Origin of the sequence: Pseudomonas sp. NPDC089406 (assembly GCF_044900265.1) — a bacterium.
GTDB lineage: Bacteria > Pseudomonadota > Gammaproteobacteria > Pseudomonadales > Pseudomonadaceae > Aquipseudomonas > Aquipseudomonas fakonensis.
The window spans coordinates 1-24,340 of record NZ_JBJDNC010000025.1; the positions used below are offsets into that span (position 1 = coordinate 1).

The window sequence follows — 24,340 nt, forward strand, 5'->3', positions numbered from 1 at the left end:
ACTTTCACAGGCATAACTGGCCCGAAACAGATGTAGGAGCGGCCTTGTGTCGCGATGCGCCGCGCGGGCGGCGCTCGATCTGATAGGCGCTGCAAGGGTTGTGGCAAGCACCTGGCAGCCCCGACGCGGAACACCTTGAAAGCACCCTAGCCCCCACCAACCTCAATAGTCACTATCAAGCCAGCCAATTTCTCAACACCAGCCCCGCACCATAACCTTTCCCCATCGACTCCCCGCTGATGGAAAGCTCCCAATGAACACCACCGCCCGCCTGCTGCTAGCCGCCCTCGCCGTCACTGTGTTCAGCGGCTGCGCCAACCACCCCGAGCTGCGCCCCTACACCGCCGAAGAAACCCGCCAACTGCAGCTCGAAGCGCTGCAGCGCCAAGGCCTGAGCCAAGAAGACTACGAACGCCGCCGGCTGACCGTGCTGCGCTCGGGCCAGGAGCAGGTGATCACCGACACCGCCACCACCGCCAGCCAGACCCCGTACCTGTAATCGCCAAGGCGCACGCCTACAAGAGGCCAACGCCACCCCGGCGGCGGTCGATCCACACCAGCATCGCACTGGCATACAGCGACACCACCACGAACAGCCCCAAACGCACGGCAAACGCCCGGTACACATCCTGCCCGGCCACGCTGTCCTGCACCGACTGCCCCAGCAAAATCAGCATCGTGGTCAGGCAACTCACCCAGAACGCCGGCCCATGCCGGCTGGCCACCAGCCGCTGCAGCCGCCGCGCCTGCCACAAGGCCACCAGCAGCACCCACAGAAAGAACATCCACAGGTGCACGAACAGGCTCAACGCCCCCCACACCAGTATCGCCAGCACCCCGGCCAGCAAGGTCGAGCCCACCAGCTCGCGGGCCGCCTGGCGGGCATCGGTCTCGCCAGCCTGCTGGCCCAGGCTCACCGCCTTCATGATCAGCGGCATGAAACGGTCCGGGGCGATCAGCGCCAGCAAGAACGCCGGCATCACGATCAGCATGGCGCGCAGGGCGATCCAGCCCGCCTCCTGCTCATCAGCAAGCGGCGCGACCGGCGCAGCAGGCGCATCGAGCGGCTCGGGGAACAGCCCATGCACCAGCCACGTACACAGCACCGCCAGCAGCATGCCCTTGGCCATGGCCTCGACCACCGACAACGCCAAGGTGAAATCATGGGTGCCGGCGGCAGCGATCATGGTCAGGCCGATCACCAGCAGGTTGGCCAGCAAACCATTGCCGCCGCGCTGGGCGTAGCGAAACACCAGCAACAACCCCACCGCCACCAACAGCACTCCGGCCAACGGCGCGTGGCGCAGCAGCGGAATCATCAGCAAACCACTGCCGCAACTGACCAGCACCAGCAGCGCCAGCACCGGCGCCATGCGCAGCGGCAATGCCGCGTTGCGCATGGCCAGCAGCAACACGCACAGCACCGGGGCCAGCACCGGCACCGGCAAGCCGATGCCAAAGCTCGCCGCCAGGCTGAGCGCCGCGCCCCAGGCCAGGCGCAGGGCGCGGCGGCGGCGCAGTTCAATAGGCATACGACAACCAGCTCATCAGCCACATGAACAGCCGCCCCAGCAGGTTCAGCGGGTTGCCCTCCCCGGGCAGCGCCATCACCTCGGCCTGGCCGCCCACGCGCAATTGCGCGGCATCCAGCTCGCTCAAGCCCTCGAGCTCGACGATTACCGGAAAGCGCTGCGCCGAACGCAACCACTCACGGCTGTTCTGCACCGTTGGCAACTGCCCCGGCGGCGGCGGTTGCCCGCTGCTGACGCCCTGGCCGATGCTGCGGATACGCCCGTGCAACACCTCGCCGGGCAGGCTGTCGAGCACCACCAGCACCGGTGTGCCGAGCCGCAGGCGGCCGAGGTTGTTCTCGGTCATGTCGGCGCTGACCCACACATCCCCCGTGGCTACCAAGGTCATCAGCGGGCTGCCGGCCCCGACGTAGTGCCCCACATCCACCCGCAAGTCGGTGATGCGCCCGTCGGAGTCGGCGCGCACCTGGGTGCGCGCCAAGTCCAGCCGGGCCTTTTCCAGGTTGGCCGCGGCGCTGCGCAACTGGGCGTTATCGTCACTGCTGCCGCCCTCCTGCTCCCGCGCCCGCTGCACTTCGGCGCGGGCTGCGGCCACCTGGCTGCGGGCCTGTTCATAGGTGGCCTGGGCGCCTTCCAGGCGGCGCACCGACACCGTGCCCGGGTCTTCTTCGTACAAGCGCTTGAGCCGCTCGGCGTCCTGACGCGCCTTGCGCTCGTTGGCCTGGGCCGCCACCAGCGCAGCCTGGGCCGACTCGATGCCGGCGCTGTGCGCGCCAACCTGGCGCCGCGCCGCGTCGTAGTCGGCCTGGGCCCGGGCCAGGGCGATGCGGTACTGGGCCGGGTCCAGCTCGAACAGCAGCGCGCCCTTGCTCACCGCCTGGTTGTTGCCCACCGCCACCCGCTGCACCTGCCCCGCCACCTCGGCGCTGACCGGCACCACATAGGCCTGCAGGCGGGCCTGCTGGGTGTAGGGGGTGAAGCGGTCGGCCAGCAGATACCACAGCAGGCTCAGCGCTATCAGCACAAGGACCCAGCGCAAGCTGCGGTCCGGGGGGCTTGCGTCGCTCATCGGGCATTACCCTCCTGTTCGTCGAGCAGCTCGCCCCAGTCGGTACGCTGCTGCATCTGCCGCCGGGTGGCGGCGTCGATGGGCGCTGCCTGGCGCTGCCAGCCGCCGCCCAGGGCCTTGTACAGCGCCACCAGGCTACCCACCGCGTTGCCGCGGCTGACCAGGTAGCCGTCCTGCTGTTGCAGCAGCAATTGCTGGGCGTCGAGTACCCGCTGAAAATCAGCGAAGCCTTCGCGGTACTGGGCGCTGGCAAGCTCGAGCGAACGGCTCGCCGCCGCCGCGCCCTGGTCGCGAATGGCTGCGCTTTGCAAGGCCCGCACCAAGGCGCTGGCGGCATCATCGGCCTCCCGCGCCGCCTCGCGCACCTGCTGGTGATACAGGGTGATCAGTTGCTGAAGGCGGGCATCCTCCACCCGCACGGCATTCTTGCGCCGGCCATAGTCGAACGGGTTCCAGAGCAGCGCAGGCCCTGCGGCAATATCGAAGCTGTCCGGCAGGTGATTGGCCGACACCAGGCTCCAACCGATGCTGCCCAGCAGGCTCAATTGCGGGTACAGGTCGGCCTCGGCCACCCCCACCAGCGCCGACTGCGCCGCCACCGCCTGCTCGGCGGCGCGGATGTCCGGGCGCCGGCGCAACAACTCGGCCGGCACCGCCTGCAACACCTCAAGATCCGGCAGCGGCAACTGGCCGTGGCCTGCCTGCAGTTGCGCCAATGGCCCGGGTGGGCGCCCGAGCAGCGCGCACAGCAGGTTGCGCAAGGCGTTGAGCTGGGCCTCGAACTCGGGGATGGTCGCCTCGGTGGCCAGCAGTTGGGTGCGCGCCTGCTGCCAGTCGAGCTCGTCGTTTTCGCCATGGCGAAACAGCCGCTCGGTGATTTGCAGGCTGCGTGCCTGGCGCCGGGCGTTGTCGCGGGCGATATCCAGCCGCGCCTCTACGGTGCGCAGGGCGAAGTAGCTGTCGGCCACCTGGGCGCGCAGCAGCACCAGGGCGTCGGCGTAGTTGGCCTGGGAGGCGAAGTAGGCGGCATCGGCCGACTCGATGGCGCGGCTGAAGCGCCCCCAGAAGTCGACCTCCCAGGCCATGTCGAAGCCCAGGCTCGATTGCCAGAACACCGAGTCGCGCGCCGCCGGGGTGCCAGACTGGTCCTGCTTGAGGTACAGGCTTTGCGCGCGCAGCTGCTGCAACTGCGGGTAACGCCCGGTACGCACGATGGCCAACTGCGCCCGCGCCTCGGCGATACGCAGGCCAGCCACCTGCAAGTTGGCGTTGTGGGCATCGGCCTCGGCGATCAAGGCATCCAGCGTGGGGTCGGCGAACACCCTCCACCACTGGCGCAGGTCGGCGCCGTGCCCGCGCACCTGCTCCAGCGCAGGTGTGCTCCAGCGCTCCAGCCAAGGGTCCTGTGGCGGCACGTGGTCCGGCCCGACGGTGCAGCCGCCAGCCACCAGCAACAGCCCCAGCGCGCCATGGCGCAGGCAGTTGGCCATGGCCTCAGGCCGAGGGCGGGTCGATACGCTCGGGCACCTGCTGGTCAACCCACTGCCAGAACAGGTTGTAGGCCACCGCCAGGATCACCGGCCCGATGAACAGCCCGATGATGCCCTTGACCACCATGCCGCCCAGCGCCCCGATCAGCACCACCGGCATCGGCACGTCCACCCCGCGCCCCAGCAGCAGCGGTTTGAGCACGTTGTCGGCAAGGCCGGCAACGAAGGTGTACACGGCAAACAGGATGGTCATGGCGGTGAAGCCCTCGGTGCTGAACACATAGACGATCACCGGCACGGTGATCAGCGTTGCCGGGGCCTGGGCGATGCCAAGCATGAGGATGACGATCGCCAGCATGCCGGCGCCCGGCACGCCCTTGACCACAAAACCCACGCCGATCAGCAGCATCTGGATGAAAGCGATGCCGATCACCCCCTGGGCCACCGCACGAATGGTCGCGGTGCACAGCCGGGCGATAGGCCTGCCGCGTTCTTCGCCGGACACGCGCATGGCAATGCGCTGGGCGGCCAACTGGCCCTTGTCGCCAAACGCCATGATCACCCCGGCAATGATGATCGCGCCGATGAACAGCAAAAACGCACCGCCGGCACTGGCTGCAGCGCCCAGGGCCACGCGGCCGGCGCCCTTGAGGTCGGGCATCATCTGGTTGAGCACCCCCGACAGGCTCTGCGAAGCGGCCAGCCACAGCCCGTGCAGCTTGGCCCCCACCAGCGGCCAGCCGGCCACGCTGTCCGGCGGTGGCGGCACGCTCCAGGCGCCGCTCTTGAGCAGGCTCACCAAGCTGTCCACCGACTCGCTGATCGACACCACCACCAGGTAGATAGGCACCAGCAATACCAGCAGCACCAACGCCACCACCAGGGTGGCGGCATGCCCCTCGCGCAGCCGGGTCAGGCGCTGCACCCGGCGCAGCAGCGGGTACAGGGTCACCGCCAGGATCACCGCCCACAGCATCAGGTCCATGAACGGCGCGAACACCCGCCAGGCGAACAGGATCAACGCGGCCACCAGGCCAGCCTTGATCAGCACATCGAGCAGGCCGCGCGACAGCGCGCTGTCCAGTTTCAAACCAGGCTGCATGGTCCACCTCCGGGTTGGTTGTTCAGTGCGGGTCGGCGCCAGGCAGCACATCCTCGTCCACCGCCGCGCCCTGGCGGTGTTGCTCCAGCAGCCAGTGCGCCTCCTGCTGCTGGTAGCGCTGCATCCAGGCTGCCGCCTGAGACTCGCTGCGGCCCAAAGCGATGAAGGCCCGGCGGGCCATTTCCAGGCTGGAATGGAAGGTCTCGCGCACCGGGTTCACCCCCTGGTCGAGCAGGCGCAGCACGTCGCGGTGGTTGCGCGCGGCGGCGATCACCTCCAGCCGCGGGTACTGCTGCACCAACACGTCGACGGTCTTCTGGTTGCTGTGGGCATCGTCGGCGGCGACGATCACCAGGGCCGCCTCACCCACCTTGGCGGCGCGCAAGATCTCCGAGCGTGACGGGTCGCCATAGAACACTGTCGGCCCGTCGCCGCGCTGGCGTGGCTTGCGCGCCAGGGCTTCGGCCGAGGCGTCCAGGGCCACCACGCGCACCCCTTCGGCGTGCAACATGCGGCCGATGGCCCGGCCCAGCCGGCCGAAGCCGGCGATCACCACCTGGGGGGCCTCCTGCGGTTCCGGCAGCGGCTGCTCGCCACCCGCCGCAGGCGCCGGGCGCAACTGCCGGGCCAGGGCCATCATCACCAACGGCACCAGGGCCATGGACAGGGTGATGGCCAGCACCAGCAGGTCGTGCACCTGCTGGGCCAGCACCTGGTGTTGCAGGCCCAGCTTGAACACCACGAAGGCAAACTCGCCGCCAGAGGCCAGCACCACCGCCAGGCACAGTGCCTGCGGGCGGCCCAGGCCGCCGAACGCGCGGCCGATGCCCCACAGCAGCGGCAGCTTGACCGCCACCAGCAGCACAGTCAGCCCCAGCACCTGCAACGGCATGCTGGCCAGCAGGCGCAGGTCGGCGGTCATGCCCACACCGACGAAAAACAGCCCCAGCAGCAGCCCCTTGAGCGGCTCGATCTGCGACTCAAGCTCATGGCGGAACTCCGATTCGGCCATCAACACCCCGGCCAGAAACGCCCCCAGCGCCATCGACACGCCCACATGCTCCATCAGCCAGGCGGTGCCCAGCACCAGCAGCAGCGCGGTGGCGGTCGACAGTTCGTGCAGGCCGCTGCCCACCGTCCAGCGGAACACCGGGCGCAGCAGGTAGCGCCCGGCGATCACCACCACCGCGATGCCCAGCAGCACCGCCAGCAGCGGCCAGGCGCCCTCGTCGGCGGTACTGACGCTGCCACCGAGCAGCGGCACCACGGCGATCAGCGGAATGGCAGCAATGTCCTGGAACAGCAAAATGGCCACTGCCAGGCGGCCATGGGCCTTGCCCAGCTCCTTGCGCTCGGCCAGCACCTGCAAACCGAAGGCCGTGGACGACAGCGCCAGGCCCAGGCCCAGCACGGCAGCGGCCGCCGGGGGCTGGCCGAACAGCAGCCAGGCCAGCAACCCGAGGACTGCAGCGGTCAGCCCGACCTGCAGCGTGCCCACCCCGAACAAGGCCCGGCGCATGGTCCACAGGCGCCGCGGCGACAGCTCAAGGCCAATGACGAACAGCAGCATCACCACGCCCATTTCCGATAGCCGCGCGACGTTGTGCGGGTTGTCGACCAGCCCCAGCACCGAGGGGCCGATGAGGATGCCAGCCAGCAGGTAACCTGGTACGGCCCCCAGCTTCAGGCGCTGGGCCAGCGGTACCAGAACCACCACTGCCAGCAGGAACACCACCGTGGCCTGCAACAGGCTGCCGTCATGTGGCATGTGCGCCCTCCATTGGTCTTGTACGCGCGTTCTGTAGGAGCCGGCTTTCCGGCGATGTGGCCCGCACAGGCCACAAAAGGTGTGCCAGCCTCACCGGCCCTATCGCCGGCAAGCCGGCTCCTACAGGGGGGTGGTGCTATTCGCCGGGTACTGTCACCGCCGCCCAGCTGCTGTCCGGGTCGAAGCTTTTCATCGCCATAGCCTGCCTGGCCCCATCCGGCCCCAGGTCTTTCTCGAACACCTGCCCGTCGTGGCTGACCATAAAGCTCATCACCCCGCTGTCGTCGTAGCGCGCAGGCCACGCGACCAGGGCAAAACCGCGGGTCATGTGCCCGCCGATCAGGTAGTCGTAGGCACCGCCCGGCGCCGACGGCCCCTGGGCTTCGAGGATGCGAAAGTGATAGCCGTACCAGTCGTCGCCGGCCTTGTCATCGGCGAACAGCGGGCCCAGCGGGCTGACCTGGCCGTCGTGCTGGTCCGCCCAGTACAGGCCGTCGTGCTTGCCGGGGCTGCTGAAGATGCGCCGGGCGTACTCCAGCGCGCCGTTGCCGTTGCGGTCCTGGCTTGCGTATTCGGTTTGCGCATCGTGGTAGGCGAGCATCGACTGCATGGCCGCCAGTTCGTTGCGGCCGATGCGCCGGGCGCGAATCTCGGCGCTGCCGGCCTTGAGGTCGAAGTGCCAGCCGTTGGCGCCCTTGATCAGCGGTATGGGCAAGGCCCAGTGTTCGCGCCCCACCACCAGCTGGGCGCTGTGCGGGCCGGTGCTGTCGAGGCTGTGCTGGGCGTGGTATTCGGTCAGGAAGGTCTGCACGTCGCGCTGTTGCACGCCGCCGCGAGGGATGTAGGTGCGCCAGTCCTCACCGAGCAATTGGGCAAAGCGTGCCTCGTCTGGCGGCTCGCGCTCGAGGGCGGCGACGAAGGCTTCTACCGCAGCGTCCGGGGTGGCGAACGCTTCATGGGCGAAGCCCGCAGCCGACCAGGCCATGCTGCTGGCCAGGAGCAAGGCCAATGCACTGAACGTTTTCATCGACGGCCCCCTCCCCCAAAGCGCGCCCCTCCACCTGCGGGCCTGGACACCGGCTGCCCGGCAGCGCGGGCATTGCCCTGGCGCTGGGCGAAGCCTTGGCTGGTGCGCCCACGGTTGGCCTGGGCCAGGGTGTTCGATGGCGCGCGCACGCCATCAAAGGCATTGTTGCGGGCACGCCCGGCATTGGCCCGCTGCTGCGCCTCCGGGCGCGCCTGGGCGTTGCCGGGGCGGCGCGGGTTGACCTGGCTCAGCCGCTCGTCCTGGGCCTCGCGCGCCCGTTCGCGGGCCTGCAGGTTGCTGGTGGCGGGCCGCTCGATGCCGGCACGGTCCAGCGAGCCAAGGGCGTTCTGCCGGGCGCGGGCGCGCTGGGCGTCGTCGCCGCGGTAGGCCTCGCGCTGGCGCGCGCCGTCCAGCTGACGGCCGTATTGTTCGCGGTTGCGCGGGTCACGGTAGGGCACGCCGTCACGGTGCGCGGGGTCGTGGCGCCACTTGTTGTCGATGTTGGCAATCTGCTTGTTGCTGTTGAGGGTGTTGTAGCGGTTCACGTCGATGTCGACGTCATGGTCGTTCCAGTCGCAATTGCCCCACAGCGAGGCGACGATCGCCACCCCGGTGCCGAAGGCCAGCCCGGCCACCAGCGCCGAGCCCGGGTACCAGGTGGGAGGTGGCGGGTAATAGGTTGGCGGCGAGGCCGGATAGGGCCAGGTGCCGTAGCTGGCGTTGGGGTTGTAGCTGGGAACGTAGACAGTCTGCGGGTCGGCGGGCTGGATGATGATGGTCTGGTTGCCCTGGCTGTTTTGGTTGTCGCTGGCGGGTGCGGCCTGCACGGTGACGTTCTGGTATTGGTTGCTTTGCAGGGTGCCGGCGGCATGGGCGCGCTGGCGCAGGTGCTGCACGTTGACCATCAGTTCATCGGGCTGGGCGAGGAAGGCATCGCCCAGGCGCTGCACCCAAACCGGGCCCTGGCCGAGGGTGGCAAGCACCTGGGGGAAGGCCACCAAGGCCTGCACGCTGGGGTCCCAGGGTTGGCTGGCGACCTGCTTGACCGCATCGTCGCCCTTGGCCTGGGGGTTGGCCTTGGACCAGGCCACCGCCTCGGCCACCTCGCCGGGGTAGGTACTGGCCATCAGCACCTGGGCCAGCAGCGGGTCGGGGTACAGGGCGATCGGGGCAAGCATCTGCTGGAGCTGTTCCTGGCTGAACACCGTTTGCTGGCTGGCCACCTGGGGCGCGGGCGGGCCGGGGTCGGGTGTTTCGGCGAGGGCCGGGGCGCCTTGCAATAACAGCGTCACTGCCAGCACAGCGGTGAATCGCGGGCGCATACACACCTCCCAGGTGGGTTGTCACGCTCGAAATGAGGGGGTGGGAGCCAGGGAGGTGAACGCTGGTACGGCGAGCGACTGTCTTTCAGCCTCGGTGCTGAAGGTCAAGGGTAGCAGAGGGTTTGCGTCCGGGCCGGGCGCAACCCCAACCTGCAAAAAACCAACCCAGTTAGCAAAACCAGGCCCCCGCCCCCAACCCCGCTCGAACCACCGGTATACTCCCCGGCCGTTGTCCGCCACCTGCAGGAAGCACCATGACCACCCAGCAACTTGCCACCGCCCCCGACACCACCCTCAGCGCCACCCCCGCCCCGCTCAGCGACGCTCTGGCCAAACTGCAACAGGCCGAAACCCGCCTGGCCCAGCGTATCCGCACCATCAGTGCGGCCTTTCTGGTGGTGACTTCAGCGTTCTGTCTGTACTGGCTGGTCAGCTGGGTCTGGGCCGGCCACTACATCGGCGGGCCGATCCTGGCGGTGATCATGTTCTGCTTCCTGGGTTACCTGTACCGGCCGGTGTCGCTGCTGTGGCGCCCGCAGCAGTGGGCCGTGGACAAAGCCTGGCGCCAGGCCGACGAAGTGCGGCGCGAAGCCGGCAAGGCGTTCATGGCCAGCCAGACGCTCGGCGCCTACCGCTGGGTTACCCGTGGCGGGCGCATGCTGGGGGTGTTCACCGACAGCCGCACGCTGTACCTGCTGGCCGACCAGAGCGGCGAACAGCACGCACTGATGGACGCCGCCCGGGTAGTCAAGCAGGTGTATGTCGACGAACAGGCCACTACCACCACGACCAGCAACACCACCACCAAGCACGGCCGGCGCAACATCTATGCGTTCACCAACAGCTGGGGCATGCTCGGCAGCGGCAAGTCCCGCTCCACCACCACGACCAGCAGCAGCACCGTGCGCAGCTTCACCCTGCACCTGCAGTTGCAATGCGAAGGGCATCACCCGTTCTGGGTGCAGTTGCCGTTCGCTGACGACTGGCAGGAAGCGCAAAACTGGAAGCTGCTGATCGAGCAGGCCACCGGGCGCTAAGCGAGCCGGGCCAAATCGTCTCGCGCTACCTGTACCGGCCTCATCGCCGGCAAGCCGGCTCCTACAGGTTATGCGGTCCATGTAGGAGCCGGCTTGCCGGCGATGAGGCCGGTACAGGCAGCACATAACAGCCATTCCCACAAAATACCCTCCGTAAACCCGGGCCCTCCGCCATGGACGAACTGCGCAAGATCGACCTGAACCTGCTGCTGGCCCTCAACGCCCTGCTGGTTGAAAAACACGTCACCCGCGCCGCCGTGCGCCTGCACCGCAGCCAGCCGGCGGTCAGCCATGCCCTGGCGCAACTGCGCGCCCACTTCGACGACCCGCTGCTGGTGCGCCAGCAAGGCCGCATGGTCCTGACCAGCCGCGCCCAGGCCCTGGCCGAGCCGCTGCAGGACGCCCTGGCCAGCCTCAACGGCCTGCTCGCAACGCCGGTATTCGACCCGGCCCAGGCCACGCGGCGCTTTCGCCTGTCGCTGTCGGACTACGCCTCGCGGATCATCCTGCCACCGCTGGTGCAGCACCTGCGCAACACCGCGCCCGGTATTGACCTGGCCATCAGCCAGGCCAGCCGCGAAGTGATGATGGGGCAACTGCAGGACGGCGAGCTGGACCTGGCCCTGGGTGTGTTCAACGAGGTGCCTGCCGACATCAACTCGCAGGCGCTGTTCAGCGAGGACTTCGTCAGCGTCGCCGAGCGCAGTACCCTGCCGGCCAGCGGCGCGCTGTCGCTCGAGCAGTGGCTGGCCCGGCCCCATGTGCTGATGGCCATGCGCCCCGATGCCTTCGACGAGATCGAGCGCGCCCTGGCAGCGCATGGCTACAGCCGCCATATCGCCCTGGCCCTGCCGCACTGGAGCGCGGCCCTCGAGGTGCTGCCCGGCACCGACCTGGTGCTCACCGTGGCCAGCCGCGCAGCCACGTCAGTGGCGCGTTTCGACACACTCGCGACCTTTACCCCACCCTTCCCGCTGCCGTCGATCGCCTACCAGCAGGTCTGGCACTCACGCAAGGACAACGACCCGGCCCACCGCTGGCTGCGCGAAACGCTGTACGCCTGCAGCCAGCCCCGCTGAGCGCCGTTCACTTGCCGCCCGGCAAAGCCACCGCAGTGGCGGCCGATGCGCCACCGCCCTGCACCAGCAACACACCGCCGATGATCAGCAGCACACCCAGCACCCTGGCCAGGTTCACCGGCTTTTCCGCCAGCCCCATCAAACCGAAATGGTCCACCACCACCGAGGTGATGATCTGCCCGGCTACCACCAGCAACAGGAACCCTGCCGCTCCCAGCTTGGGCGTCAAGGCTGCAGCGGCTGCCACATAGAGCGCACCCAGCACGCCGCCGACCCACAGCCACCAGGGCCCTTGCAGGGCCTTGCCCAGGTGCGGCGCCGACACCCGCAGTACCAGCAATGCCGTCACCACCACTGCCGTGCTCACCAGCAGTGAGGTCAGCGCCCCCCACAACGGATGCCCCAGCGCACGGCCGACCGCAGCATTGCTGGCCGCCTGAAACGGCAGGACAACGCCGGCCAGCAGGGCCAGGCCGGCGGGGATGATGGCGAGCAGTGCGGCTTTGCTGAACATGGGGCATCTCTGAACAGGGGGAATGGGCACAGCATGCGCAATATGGATTTATGATGGAAATCGAAACCCTGCACACTCTTCATTCGCCATATGCATACCCCTGTAGGAGCCGGCTTGCCAGCGATGAGGCCGGTACAGGTGTACCGAGGCTGCCGGCCCTATCGCCGGCAAGCCGGCTCTCATAGAACAACACATAACTCACTGACTTAGCAGGGACCTGTGGGAGCGGGTTTACCCGCGAACACCGGCGAAGCCGGTGCCAAGCTCCGCGTCGCTTGCTTCGCGGGTGAACCCGCTCCCACAGGGTACGCGGCGCGCTTGCGAATTCTGTTCTCTGCGCGACAGCGCAGCTCCAAGGGCTGGGTGATCTCCTACAGGGATCAGCCCGACATGCGGTGGTGAAACCGGCCCCGCCCTGTGTATGCTGGCAGCGCCCCAACGCCCCGGACTGCCCCCTCTATGCCCGTCGACCTCCAAGCCCTGTACCCCAGGCTGATCCACCTGATGCTGGACACCGTGTTCGTGGTCGACCGGGACAATACCATCGTCTTCGTCAGCAACGCCTGCGAAGCCCTGCTCGGCTACCCGGCAAGCGAGCTGGTCGGCACCCCGATCACCCGCTACATGCACCCCGACGACCTGGACGCCACCAAGGCCTCGATCATCCGGGTGATGAACGGCCACCCGCACTTCGACTTTCGCAACCGCTACATCCGCAAGGATGGCGGCGTGGTGCACATTCTCTGGGCGGCGTTCTGGTCCGACGAGGTGGGCGCGCGCATCGGCGTGGCGCGCAACGTCACCGCGCTGACCCAGGCTGAAGAAGAACTGCGCTTTCTGGCCCACCACGACCCACTCACCCGCCTGTGCAACCGCTCGCTGTTCAACCAGCGCCTGGCCGCCGCACTGCAGGAGGCGCAGTACCATCAAAAGCCGTTGGCGCTGCTGTTTCTGGACGTCAACGGGTTCAAGGCAATCAACGACCTGTACGGCCATGCCCTGGGCGACCGCGTGCTGTGCGCCATCGCCCGGCGCCTGGAGCAATGCGTGGCAGCCACGGGCACGGTGGCGCGCATGGGCGGCGACGAATTCACCGTGTTACTGACAGGCAGCGCAACGCCTGCGGCGGTCAGCGAGAAGATGGGGCAGATACTGGCCGCCATGGCCGAACCGCTGGGGGATGAGTTTGGCGGCCTGGCCATGCCGTCGTGCAGCATCGGCGTGGCCCTGTACCCGGTGGACGGGCAGGATGCCGACAGCCTGCTCAGCCATGCCGATGGGGATATGTACGAGAAGAAGCGCCGCCGGTACGCGGCGGGGTGAAATGAAAGGGGCCGCGTTGCGGCCCATCGCCGGCAAGCCGGCTCCTACAGGGATTGCGCAAGGTTCCCTGTAGGAGCCGGCTTGCCGGCGATGGGCTGCAACGCAGCCCCGGTTACACCTCAACTGGCCAGAATGAAATCACTCGCCGAAATGCTGGTGGCATCCCCCACCCCGACCAGACGGATCGAGTCCGCCCCGCCAAAGCTGATCAAGGTATCGGCGCCCACATCGGCAATGGTCACCAGCCCGACGAAAGTCGCCGCCGTGATGTTGAACGCCGAGATGTCGATCAGGTCCTGGCCACCGGCCGCGTTGGCATCGAACCCGGTAATGCGGTCCACACCAAAGCCTGCGCTGAACACGAAGACATCGTTGCCACTGCTGGCGACCATCGTGTCGTTGCCGGCCCCGCCGGTGACCGTGTCGTTACCGGCGCCTCCGTCGATGATGTCGTCACCGGCACCGCCCAGCAGGGTGTCGTTGCCGGCACCGCCGTTGAGAGTGTCGGCACCGTCACCACCGTCGAGCAGGTCGTTGCCCGCATCGCCGTTGAGCAGGTCGTTGCCGAGCCCGCCGCTGGCCTGGTCATTGCCGGCGCCGCCGGTAAGCCGGTCGTTGCCGCCATTGCCGATCAGGTTGTCGTCGCCAGCACCGCCATTGAGGGTGTCGTTGCCACCGGCACCGGTGATGACGTTGGCCAGGCCATTGCCGGTGCCGGTGAAGTTGCCAACGCCGGTGTAGGTCAGGTTCTCGACGTTGGCCCCTAGGGTGTAGCTGGCCAGCGCAGTGCGCACGGTGTCGATACCGCCATTGGCTGCCTCCACCACGGTGTCCCCGGCCTCGACGATGTAGGTGTCGTTGCCCAGCCCGCCCACCAGCCGGTCGGCTCCCGCGCCACCGGTCAGCACGTCGTCGCCGACGCCGCCGGTGATGGTGTTGGCCAATGCGTTGCCGGTACCTGTGAAGTTGCCGTTGCCGGTGTAGGTCAGGTTTTCGAGGTTGGCACCCAGGGTGTAGCTGCTCAGGGTGGTCTGCACCAGGTCAGTGCCGGCCCCGGCTGCTTCGTTGACCACATCGCCGAGGTTGTCGACCACGTAGGTATCGTTGCCGATACCACCGTTCATGGTATCCAGGCCCAGGCCGCCGTTGAGCAGGTCGTTGCCTTCGTCACCATTGAGGGTGTCGTTGTCGTCACCGCCGTTGAGGGTGTCGTTGCCGGTGCCGCCGAACAGCTGGTCGATACCGGCCAGGCCGTTGAGCACATCGTTGCCGCCCAGCCCGAGCATCACGTCGTTACCGGCGGTACCGGTCAGGGTGTTGGCCAGCGCATTACCAACGATCACCGCACCCAGCGGCACGGTCACCGCCGCCGTGGCCGCCGAGGTCAGCGTCTCCAGCTTGCCGAAGCCATCGGTGTAGCGCACCACCACCCGCAGTTGCTGGTTGCCCTGCGCCAGCGTGGTGGTGAAGCTCGCGCCGGTGGCCCCGGCGATGTCGGTGAAGGTACTGCCGTTGCCCTGCTGCCACTGGAAGCTGAAGCTGCCCAGCCCGTCCAGGTCGGCGATGCTGCCGGTCAGCGCGGTCAGCGTCTGGCCCTGGTCGGGGGTGGTGTCACTGATCAGCACCGCACCGGTGGGCAGGTCGTTGACGTTGGCCACCGGCGCCGTCGGGTCGCTGGCCACGCTTTCGGCCACGCCGAAGTTGTCGACGTAGTTGACCAGCACCCGCACCTGCTGGCCGACGTTGCCCTGGCCGAGGGTGAAGGTGGTGCCGGTGGCGCCGGGCACATTGACCCAGGCCAGCCCGCTGTTGGTCTGCCACTGGATGGCGAACTGCGGGTTGCTCAGCCCGTCGATGTCGACGATGGTCGCAAGGTTGGCGGTCAGCACCTGGTTCTGCGCCGCCAGCCCGGTCACGGTCGGCCCAGCACTCGGGGCGTTGTTGGCCGAGGAGTCGACGATTTCCAGCGTGCCCTTGGCATCCTGGTACACGGCGCGCACGCGGATGTTCAGCCCAGCCACATCATCCGCCACGCGGTAGGTGGCGCCGATGGCCCGCGACACTTCGCCAGCGGCGACGAAGGTGATGTCCTCGTACACCCCGGAGCCGGCGATGGTTTCCACCTGCCAGTAGTAGGCCACGGGGCCGGTGACATGGCCGTCGGCATTGCCCGCGCCGATGTTGTCGGCATCGTGCACGGCACGGTCGTCCACCCGCAGCAACTGACCGGCCACCGGGGTATCTTCGCGGGCGCCGGTACCGGCGTCGAGAATCGCCAGGCGCCCGGTGGGCCCTGCGTTGACGGCGGTGCCCACACCCGAGGCCTGGGCGCGATCGGCGAACTGCAGGCGCTCGATGCCGGTCAGGCGGTCGACACCGTCACGGCCAGCCACAGTGTCGGTGACGATCACCGTGTTGCCCTGCACCGAGACGCTGTAGTCCGCTGCATTACCGCTGAACACCGCAGTGTCGTAGCTGTTGTCGCCGTTGAGTATTTCGCGAACGATCACCAGCTGGCCGGGGTTGTAGGTGCCGTTGAGCATGAACGGCACCATCGGTTCCATGCTGTCGAAGCTGGCGATTTCCGGGCCGGTGCCGTCGTGGTTGGCGCGTACGCTGATGCGCACGTTCAGCCACTTGTCACCGTCGAGTATGTCGTCGCCGCCACGGCCTTCGATCAGGTCGCTGCCGCGCCCTCCAAGGATGATGTTGCCACCATCGTAGAAGGTCGCGCCGGCGGCCAGCAGGTCGGCCAGGCCGTTGATCAGGCTGATGTTGGTCAGCACGCTGCCGTGGGCCCCGGCGGTAGGCAGCGAGGTGGCGTCCTCGTTGTCGCCGCGCAGGAAGTCGCCGTGGGCCGAACCCGACAGGCCTTCCATGATGTCGAAGCGCACCAGCGCCGAAGCGCCCGAGCCCGGCAGTTGCGGCACATCGAAGAAGCGGTCGGTGTAGTCGATGGTCACGCCCTGGGCAAGGTCCTTGAAGGTTGCCCAGTCGTAGCCGGAGCCGCCGATGTAGCGGTCACCGAAGCCCAGGCTGCCGACCATGATGTCGTCGCCGCCTTCACCGTTGAACTTGTCGTTCTCGTTGCCGCCGATGAACACGTCGTTGCCGATGATCGGGTCGTTGCCCAGCGGGTCGAAGTTGTCGCCGGGTGCACCGTCCGAGGTGCCCTTCTCGATCCAGTCGTCACCCTCGTTGCCCATGTCCTGCTCGTTGGCCTTGCTGCCGAGGATGAAGTCGTTGCCCTGCCCGCCGATGGCTTCGGAGGCGTCTTCACCGGTGACGATGAAGTCGTTGCCGAAACCGCCGATGATCAAGTTGACGCCGTTGCCGCCGTGCAGCACGTCGTTGCCGTCGCCGCCCTGGATGTTATCGTCGCCGCCGGTGTCGGTGATGATGTCGTCGCCATCGCCGCCACGCAGCTGGTCGTTGCCGTCGCCACCTTCGATGCGGTCGTTGCCGCCGTCGCCCCACACGGTGTCGTCACCTTCGCTGGCGATGAGGATGTCGTTGCCGTTGGTGCCGCCGAGCACGATGTGCTGGTCGCCGGTGTAGCGGATGTAGTTGGTGTCCGCGCCTGCGGTCAGCGGGTTGTCACGGAATACCACCTGCTCGCCGTTCTCGCCCAGCGGGTCGAGGTTGCCCAGGCCTTCGTTGAACTGCTTGCTGCGGTCCACTTCCAGGTAGTAGCCCGGGTCGGAGAACACCAGGCCCGGCAGGTGGGTGGCCGAGGTGTTGGCCATGATCAGCTTGGCGAACGAGTTGCTTTCAAGCTCGGCGTTCATCGACAGGCCCGAGGTGCGCTCCAGGTAGTAGAAGCGGTCGCCGTCCTGCAGTTTCTCCATCTGGTTTTCGAACACGAAGTTGAAGGTGCTGCCGAGCATGCCGCCAAACGGCGTGACTCTTTCGGCCAGCCCGCCAATCCACAGGTCAATGGCGTCCACGCCGGTCACGGTGACGGCTTTGAGGTCGTCGGCGGTGCCCAGCACGCCATCCTTGCCGGGCAAGGTGACGTTGGCCCAGGCGCCGGTGCCGTTGAGGAAGTCCAGGCGGTCGGCCGGTGCGCCGTCGCCACCGAGTACCAGCGCCAGGGCGGCGGCACGCTTGCCTTCCAGGGTGGTGGCCGAGGTGATCGACTCATGGGTGCCGTAGGCGGCGATGAAGTTGATCAGCGACTCGGGGTGCTTGAGGTGCTGCACCAGGTCGACCCAGCTGGTGTACGGCTTGAGCTGGGTATCGCCGGTCTGGCTGAAGATGTCGCGGCGCAGGGCGTTGAGCGACGGAATGCCGACATCGCGGCCACGGGCGATGTTGATCGCCGGCAGGTCCAGCGGCAGGCCCAGCAGGTTGTTGCGCAACGCCTCGGTGACGAACTCGTCGATTTCGTTGCCGGCCTGGCGGGTCACCCCACGCACGATGGCGCTGGTCGCATCCTCGGGGGTCACGCCGCTGGCGGCATACGCCAGCGGGTTGAGGAAGGCGGCGATCAGGCCCAGTTGCTGGTCGGGGTTGGCGCTGGCCGGGTCATTGATGACGTTGAAGTCGACGTCGTAGCGGTCGACGGTCTCGGTCAGCATCGAGTGGCCGAAGCGGTACACGGTGTGGGCGAACTCGGCGACGATCGAGGCGTCGAGGTCGACGTCGTACACCTGGGTCGGGGCGAAGAACAAGTCGACCCGTGGCTGGATGGTACGGGCGAACTCCTCGAACACCAGGTGCTGGTACTGCATTTCGGTGCCGAACTTGGCGGCCTGGAACAGCCGCTCGCCGTTCCATTGCAGGGCGTCGATCTCGGCCTGGGTGGTGGGCAGCGCGGTGACCGGGTTGAGCAGCCATTCGTTGAGGAAGGCCAGGTCGTTGGAGTCCAGCACGGTGTCCTGGGTCTGCGCCACCAGGCGGTTGTGCTCGGAGTGGAAGATCGCGTGCACCGCAGTCAGGCCGATGTTCTCGTTCACCCGGCCGTCACCGGCGATGTAGTGGGCGTCGAGCAGCTCGTTGTCGTAGCTCAGGTTGTTGCCGCCAGGGCCGACCGGCTGGGCGTTGCCCACATCAATGTCGGCATCCGGCGCCAGCACCCCGCCACTGAACACGGGCGCTGCGTTGTGGGCGATGTCGGCGAGGAACTCATGGCCGGTGCGCACGGCGTTGGTCAGGTCGATCGGCGCCAGCGGGTTGCCCTCTACCAATACGTCGTCGGCAGTGCCGCCCAGCCCGTCGAGGCCCTTCATCACCACCATCGGGTAGCCGTTGGGGCCCTTGATGAAGTTGCCGTAGGCGTCGGTGGCCAGCAGCGGCACGTTGCCCACGTCGGCGTCGGTGAGGTGGATACCCAGCACGTCGTTGGCCTGGGCCTTGACCACCTTCCAGGTGGCCATGCCGCCGATCTCGGTGTCATCGCCGCTGCCGTACTTGCCATCGGCACCCAGGTCGCGGTTGGTGATCAGCCGGCCGGTGGCCACCGGGCCATCGTCGGTGAGCACGTAGCCACGCAGGAACACCTGGTGCGAGGGGTGCGAGCTGTAGGTCTGGTTCTGGTCGACGAACGGCGTGGTGGTGTTGGTGTGCTCGTGGATGTCGTCGGCAGTGCCCAGCACGCCATCAGGGCCGGGCTGGTTGGTGGCGCGGGTCAGCACCATGAAGTTGGCGTTGCCGCCCGGTACGTACAGCGGGTCATCGGGTTGCAGCGGGATGAAGATGGTGCCCGAGCCGCCCTTGGTCACCAGGTCCAGGCCGTGGTCGAAGAACTGCCCGAAGAAGGTCATCCAGGCGTTGAACGGCGCCGACAGGCCGGCGTCGGGCGCGGTGTTCTCGAACAGGTACACGTCGTGGTCGTCAGTGGTACCGAACTGGCCGTCCAGGCCGGGGCTGGCCACCACCCGCACGCCGTCCTTGAGCACGTCGTCGCTGCCGGCCGCGCCGAAGTCCAGCACGCCATTGGCACCCGGGTCATAGGCGGTGGCGTAGGCTGCCGGGTTGTTGGAGGTCTGGTCGACGATCAGGTTGCTGATGGTGCGCGGCTCGGAGTCGAACACAAAGCCGCTGGTCTGCTGGTACGAGGAGCCCGGAATGGCCGGCGAGCCAGGCCCGAAGAAGCCGGCAGGCGCACCTTCGGCCGAGTTGAACACCGGGTCGCTCAGGCGTGGGAACACATTGTCGGCAGCGCCGTACTGGGTGTGGTTGTTGCCGTTGAGGTTGAGCAGGTTGTTGTTCGACCCGTCCACCGCCCGCAGGCCCAGCGGTGCGCGGATGTTGGGGATCAGCGAGAGGATGTCCTGGCCTGCGGCATCGGCCTCGGCGATCTTGATCTGGTCGAGGATGAAGTTCAGGTCAGAACGCACCATGTGCAGGCCGGCACCACCTGCGGTGGCATCCACTACCGGTGTTGCTGCCACCGGTGTGACCGGCGCGCCCGGCTGCACCACGGTGGTGGGCTGGGAGAACAGTATTTCGGTGGTGCCGTGGGCGTCCTGGTAGATCGCCTTGACCCGCAGGGCCAGCCCGGCAAGGTCCGGCGAGACCTTGAACGAGGTGCCATCGGCGCTCTGGAACGCCAGGTCGCCGGCCGGCAGCAGGATGATGTCCTGGAACACGCCACTGCCCGGGTCGGCCTCGAACTGCCAGTAGTACGACACCGAGCTGTTGGCCAGGTTGCCCAGCGGGTTGCCGGCACTGACGTTGTCGCCATCGCGCACGCCGGCCACGCTGACGGTGAGCATGTCGCCCACGGTGATCGCGCCGCCGTTGTTGTCGGTCACGGTCGGCCGGCCGGTGGGCGCCTGGTTGCCGCCCGCCAGCACCTGCTGGCCGTCGGCAAATTGCAGGCGCTCGATGTGCAGCAGGGTGTCGGTGCCGTCGCGGCCGGCGACGCTGTCGGCCACCGTCCACACATCGTCGGAGGTATCGGCGGTGCCACGGGTGTCGCGGGTGACGGTGTATTCGGACTGCAGGCCCGAGTAGATGGCGGTGTCATAGGCGGCGCCGCCGCTGGAGCTGCCCGGCAGGATCTCGCGCACCGCCTTGAGCTGGCCGGGGTTGTAGGTGCGGTCGAGCATGAACGGGATCATGTCGACCATGCTGTCGAAGCTGGCGATCTCGGGGCCGGTGTGGTTCACATCGCCCGGTGCATACACCGCGATGCGCACGTTCAGCCACTTGTCGCCGTCGATCAGGTCGTCGCCGCCGCGGCCTTCGATCAGGTCGCTGCCGTCGCCGCCGAGCATGATGTTGCCGGTGGCAAAGCCGGTGGTGGGCAACCCGGCGTCGGCCAGGAACTGCGCCAGGCCCTTGATCAGCGCAACGTTGGTCAGGGCACTGCCGGTGGCGCCGCCGTGGTTGAGGATGGTCACCGCATCGACGTCGTCACCCTTGAGCACATCACCAAACTTGGAGCCCGACAGCCCTTCGACTTCGGCGAAGCGGTCGAGGATCGAGGCCGGCGAGGCGCCGACCGGGTTGAACACCCCGGCGTTCTGGTTTGGCGCATTGCCATGGGGCTGGGCCAGGGCGGCCAGGCTCAGGTCGACGGTCACGCCGATCTTGTCGTTTTTGTAGGTGACCCAGTCGAAGCCCGACATGCCGTCCATCTTGTCCTGGGCATCGCTGCCGACAAAGATGTCGTCGCCGCCTTCGCCGATCATTTCGTCAAAGCCGCCGCCGCCGACGAAGATGTCGTTGCCGATCACATCGTCAGTCAGCAATGGCGCGAAGTTGTCGCCCGGGGCGCCGTCCTGGGTGCCCTTCTCGATCCAGTCGTCGCCCTCGTTGCCGGTGGGCGGCAGGTTGGTCTTGGCGCCGAGGATGAAGTCATCGCCCTTGCCGCCGAAGGTGGTGGTGATGTCTTCGGTGGTGACGATGAAGTCCTGGCCGTCGCCACCGAGGATCAGGTTGCCGGCGGCCAGCATGCTGCCGGCGATGATCACGTCGTTGCCGGCGTTGCCCTCCAGGCGGTTGTCGCCGAACGAGTCGGTGATGATGTCGTCGCCGTCGCCGCCCAGCACCGCGTCGTTGCCGGCGCCGCCTTCGAGGCGGTCGTTGCCGGCATCGCCCCAGAGGGTGTCGTCGCCGTCGCCGGAGATGATGATGTCGTTGCCGTTGGTGCCACCGAGCACCACGTGGTCTTCACCGGTGTAGTGCAGGTAGTTGCTGTCCGGCCCGAGCGTGTCGGGGTTGTCGCGGATTACCAGCGGCACCACCTCGACGCCGTTGATCATGATGCCGCCGGTGGGGTCGGCGCGGCCATCGGCGCCAAGGCCTGTGTGCTGCGCGGCCTGGTTCACCTCCAGGGTGAAGGTGGGGGTGAGGAACACGGTGTTGGACAGGTGGGTGACGTCGGTGTTGAGCATGATCAGCTTGGCGAACGAGTTGTTCTCAAGCTCGGTGCCGAAGTTGAGGCCTGCGGTGCGCGACAGGTAGTAAAAGCGGTCGCCGTTCTGCAGGGCTTCGAGCTGGGTTTCGAAGACGAAGTTGAAGCTCGAACCGAGCATGCCGCCAAACGGCATCTTCGCTTCGGCCAGGCCGCCGATCCAGAAGTCGATGGCATCCACCCCGGTCACGGTCACCCCGGTAAGGTCGTCGGCGGTGCCGAGCACGCCGTCCTTGCCGGGCTGGGTGACGTTGGCGTAGGCGCCGGTGCCGTTGAGGAAGTCCAGGCGGTCGGCGGGTGCGCCAGGGCCGCCGAACACCAGGGCGGTGGCGGCGTCGCGCTTGGCCTCCAGGGTGGTGGCCGAGGTGATGCTGGCGTGGGTGCCGTAGGCGGCGATGAAGTTCACCAAGGAGGCCGGGTGCTTGAGGTGGTCGGCAAAGTCGACCCAGCTGATGTACGGCTTGAGCTGGCTGTCGCCGGTGTCGTGGTAGAACTCGCGGCGCGCCTGGTTGAGGGTGGGGATGCCGGTGTCGCGGCCACGGGCGATGTTCAGCGCCGGCAGGTCCAGGGGCAGGCCCAGCAGGTTGTTGCGCAGCGCCTCGGTGACGAACTCGTCGATCTCGTTACCCAGCTGGCGGGTGACGCCGCGGATGATCGCACCGGCCGCCTCGTCGGCGGTGGCGCCGCTGCCGGCAAAGGCCAGCGGGTTGAGGAAGGCGGCGATCAGGCCCATCTGCTGGTCGGGGTTGGCCGGGTCGGTGAGCACCGGGTTGAACGCCGGGTCAAAGCGGTCGACGGTCTCGGTCAGCATCGAGTGGCCGAAGCGGTACACCACGTGGGCGAACTCGGCGAGGATCGCCGGGTTGATCGAGGTGTCGTAGCCGTTGGGGGCCAGAAACTCGTCGACCTGCGGCTGCACGGTACGGGCGAACTCCTCGAACACCAGGTGCTGGTACTGCATCTCGGTGCCGAACTTGGCAGCCTGGAACAGGCGCTCGCCATCCCACACCAGGGCGTCGATCTGCGCCTGGGTGGTGGGCAGCGCGGTGACGTCATCGGCCAGCCATTCGTTGAGGAAGGCCAGGTCGTTGGCGGCCAGGATGGTGTCCTTGGACTGCTGCACCAGGCGGTTGTGCTCGGAGTGGAACACATGGTGCACGGCGGTCAGGCCGATGTTCTCGTTGGCCCGGCCGTCGCCTGCGATGTAGTGGGCGTCGAGCAGTTCGTTGTCGTAGGTCAGGTTGTTGCCGCCCGCCCCGACCGGCTGGGCGTTGCCGATGTCGCTATCAAGGTCGGCCTGCAGCACGCCGCCCACCGACACGGGCTCGGCGTTGTGGGCGATGTCGTCGAGGAAACCATGGCCGGTGCTGACCGCGTTGGCCAGGCTGATGGGCGCATCGCGGTTGCCTTCGACCAGCTGAGTGACGTCATCGGCGGTACCGGCGATGCCGTCGGCGCCGTTGTTCACGCGCATCACCACCTGGGGCATGCCGTTGGGGCCACGGATGAAGTTGCCGTAGGCGTCGGTGGCCAGCAGCGGCACGTTGTGCACGTCGGCGTCGGTCAGGTTGATGCCCAGCAGGTCGCGGGCCTGGGCCTTGACCACCGCCCAGGTGGCCATGCCGCCGTTGCTGCCGTCGCCATCGTCGGCGGTGCCGAACTTGCCGTCGGCGCCCAGGTCGCGGTTGGTGATCAGACGGCCGGTGGCCACCGGGTCGCCGTTGGCATCCACGGTGTATTCACGCAGGAACACCTGGTGCGAGGGGTGCGAGCTGTAGGTCTGGCTCTGGTCGACGAACGGCGAGGTGGTGTTCATCTGGCCGTCGTCGGCGGTGCCGAGCACGCCATCGGCGCCGGCGGTGTGCACCGCGCGTGACAGCACCATGAAGTTGGTCGGGCTGCCCGGAACGAACAGCGGGTCATCCGGCTGCAGCGGGATGAACACGATGGCGCTGCTGCTCTTGGTGACCAGGTCCAGGCCGTGGTCGAAGAACTGCCCGAAGAAGGTCATCCACGAGTTGAAGCCGGCGGTAAGGCCCACGTCTGGCGACTCGTTGGGGATGAAGAACACCTCTTTGTCATCGGCGGTGCCGAAGATGCCGTCGGCGCCGGGGCTGATCACCGGCGCGGCGCCACCGTTGGCCGCCACCGCTGCGGGGTTGTTGGCGGTCTGGTCGACGATCAGGTTGCTGATAGTGCGCGGCTGGGTGTCCACCACCGTGCCGGTGCCGGCGTAGGCGGCGTTCTTGTACACCGGGTCAAGCAGGCGCAGGAACGAATTGTCGGCGGCGCCGAACTCGCTTTGCCCGGTAACCAGGTTGTTGTAGCTGCCGTCGACCGTGCGCAGGCCGAACGGCACCTGGCTGTTGGGCAACAGGTCGATCAGGCTGGCGCCACCGGCGTGGGCTTCGGCGATGAAGATCTGCTTGAGGATGAACTCCAGGTCCGACTTGCTGAAATTGGCCATTTCGGTTGACCTCTTATGTGTGCTGTTGGCGGGCTGGGGCAAGCTGTTTGCCCGTGCCTGGTCAGTGCTGCAAAGCGCTTTGCGTGTTGTGCATGGCGGCGAATACCAGCGCAGGCAAGCCCCTGCCCCATGTGGCGGGGCATGCACTGGAATGCGTGGGTTATCGGCGGGCCTGGGGTTCAGGCCGCGCGAGCGTTGGGTGGGCCGTGGTTACGCGAAGCCACAGGCGTTGCAGCCCCTGTAGG

General features: G+C 67.5%; 13 protein-coding genes. 4 read left to right on the forward strand and 9 right to left on the reverse strand.

All coding sequences use genetic code 11. The annotated features are described in order from the left end of the window. Nucleotides 1-253 precede the first annotated feature (253 nt). A complete protein-coding gene (locus tag ACI2KK_RS17930; protein WP_217884662.1) occupies nt 254-499 on the forward strand; it encodes a hypothetical protein in 246 nt (81 codons plus the stop codon). Nucleotides 500-515: 16 nt separating this feature from the next. Here ACI2KK_RS17930 and ACI2KK_RS17935 read toward each other — a convergent pair whose 3' ends face one another. The 7 genes from ACI2KK_RS17935 to ACI2KK_RS17965 form a co-directional block, all read right to left on the reverse strand. Beyond that, nucleotides 516-1,532 carry a DUF2955 domain-containing protein gene (locus ACI2KK_RS17935; RefSeq protein ID WP_404669914.1) on the reverse strand — a complete coding sequence of 339 codons (1,017 nt, stop codon included), beginning with the start codon at nt 1,530-1,532 and terminating at the stop codon, nt 516-518. Next, the gene (locus ACI2KK_RS17940; protein ID WP_404669915.1) at nt 1,522-2,601 is read right to left on the reverse strand and encodes an HlyD family secretion protein; all 1,080 of its coding nucleotides are present in this window, start codon (nt 2,599-2,601) and stop codon (nt 1,522-1,524) included. The genes ACI2KK_RS17935 and ACI2KK_RS17940 overlap by 11 nt, the downstream gene beginning before the upstream one ends. Beyond that, nucleotides 2,598-4,091 (reverse strand): efflux transporter outer membrane subunit, encoded by a 1,494-nt coding sequence (locus tag ACI2KK_RS17945; protein WP_404669916.1) that lies wholly within the window; start codon nt 4,089-4,091, stop codon nt 2,598-2,600. Before ACI2KK_RS17945 ends, ACI2KK_RS17940 begins: the two co-directional genes overlap by 4 nt. Nucleotides 4,092-4,095: 4 nt before the next feature. Continuing rightward, a complete protein-coding gene (locus ACI2KK_RS17950; protein ID WP_404669917.1) occupies nt 4,096-5,193 on the reverse strand; it encodes an AI-2E family transporter in 1,098 nt (365 codons plus the stop codon). Nucleotides 5,194-5,215: 22 nt separating this feature from the next. After that, nucleotides 5,216-6,961, reverse strand: a complete 1,746-nt coding sequence (locus tag ACI2KK_RS17955) for a monovalent cation:proton antiporter-2 (CPA2) family protein (protein ID WP_404669918.1) — start codon at nt 6,959-6,961, stop codon at nt 5,216-5,218. 136 nt (nt 6,962-7,097) lie between these two features. Next, complete coding sequence (locus ACI2KK_RS17960; protein ID WP_404669919.1) at nt 7,098-7,988, reverse strand: DUF2950 domain-containing protein; 891 nt, start codon at nt 7,986-7,988, stop codon at nt 7,098-7,100. After that, a complete protein-coding gene (locus ACI2KK_RS17965) occupies nt 7,985-9,310 on the reverse strand; it encodes a DUF3300 domain-containing protein (RefSeq protein WP_404669920.1) in 1,326 nt (441 codons plus the stop codon). The genes ACI2KK_RS17960 and ACI2KK_RS17965 overlap by 4 nt, the downstream gene beginning before the upstream one ends. 254 nt (nt 9,311-9,564) lie before the next feature. Between ACI2KK_RS17965 and ACI2KK_RS17970 the strand changes: the two genes are divergently transcribed. Continuing rightward, a complete protein-coding gene (locus tag ACI2KK_RS17970) occupies nt 9,565-10,347 on the forward strand; it encodes a hypothetical protein (RefSeq protein WP_404669921.1) in 783 nt (260 codons plus the stop codon). 173 nt (nt 10,348-10,520) lie between these two features. Further along, the gene (locus ACI2KK_RS17975) at nt 10,521-11,426 is read left to right on the forward strand and encodes a LysR family transcriptional regulator (RefSeq protein WP_404669922.1); all 906 of its coding nucleotides are present in this window, start codon (nt 10,521-10,523) and stop codon (nt 11,424-11,426) included. A gap of 7 nt (nt 11,427-11,433) precedes the next feature. Here the strand turns inward: ACI2KK_RS17975 and ACI2KK_RS17980 are convergent, their stop codons facing one another. Further along, complete coding sequence (locus ACI2KK_RS17980; RefSeq protein ID WP_404669923.1) at nt 11,434-11,940, reverse strand: DMT family transporter; 507 nt, start codon at nt 11,938-11,940, stop codon at nt 11,434-11,436. Nucleotides 11,941-12,399: 459 nt separating this feature from the next. On the opposite strand from ACI2KK_RS17980, the gene ACI2KK_RS17985 reads away from it, so the two are divergent. Continuing rightward, the gene (locus tag ACI2KK_RS17985; RefSeq protein WP_404669924.1) at nt 12,400-13,263 is read left to right on the forward strand and encodes a diguanylate cyclase domain-containing protein; all 864 of its coding nucleotides are present in this window, start codon (nt 12,400-12,402) and stop codon (nt 13,261-13,263) included. A gap of 119 nt (nt 13,264-13,382) precedes the next feature. Here the strand turns inward: ACI2KK_RS17985 and ACI2KK_RS17990 are convergent, their stop codons facing one another. After that, nucleotides 13,383-24,095: a peroxidase family protein gene (locus ACI2KK_RS17990; RefSeq protein ID WP_404669925.1), complete on the reverse strand. Its 10,713-nt coding sequence runs from the start codon at nt 24,093-24,095 to the stop codon at nt 13,383-13,385. Nucleotides 24,096-24,340: the final 245 nt, after the last annotated feature.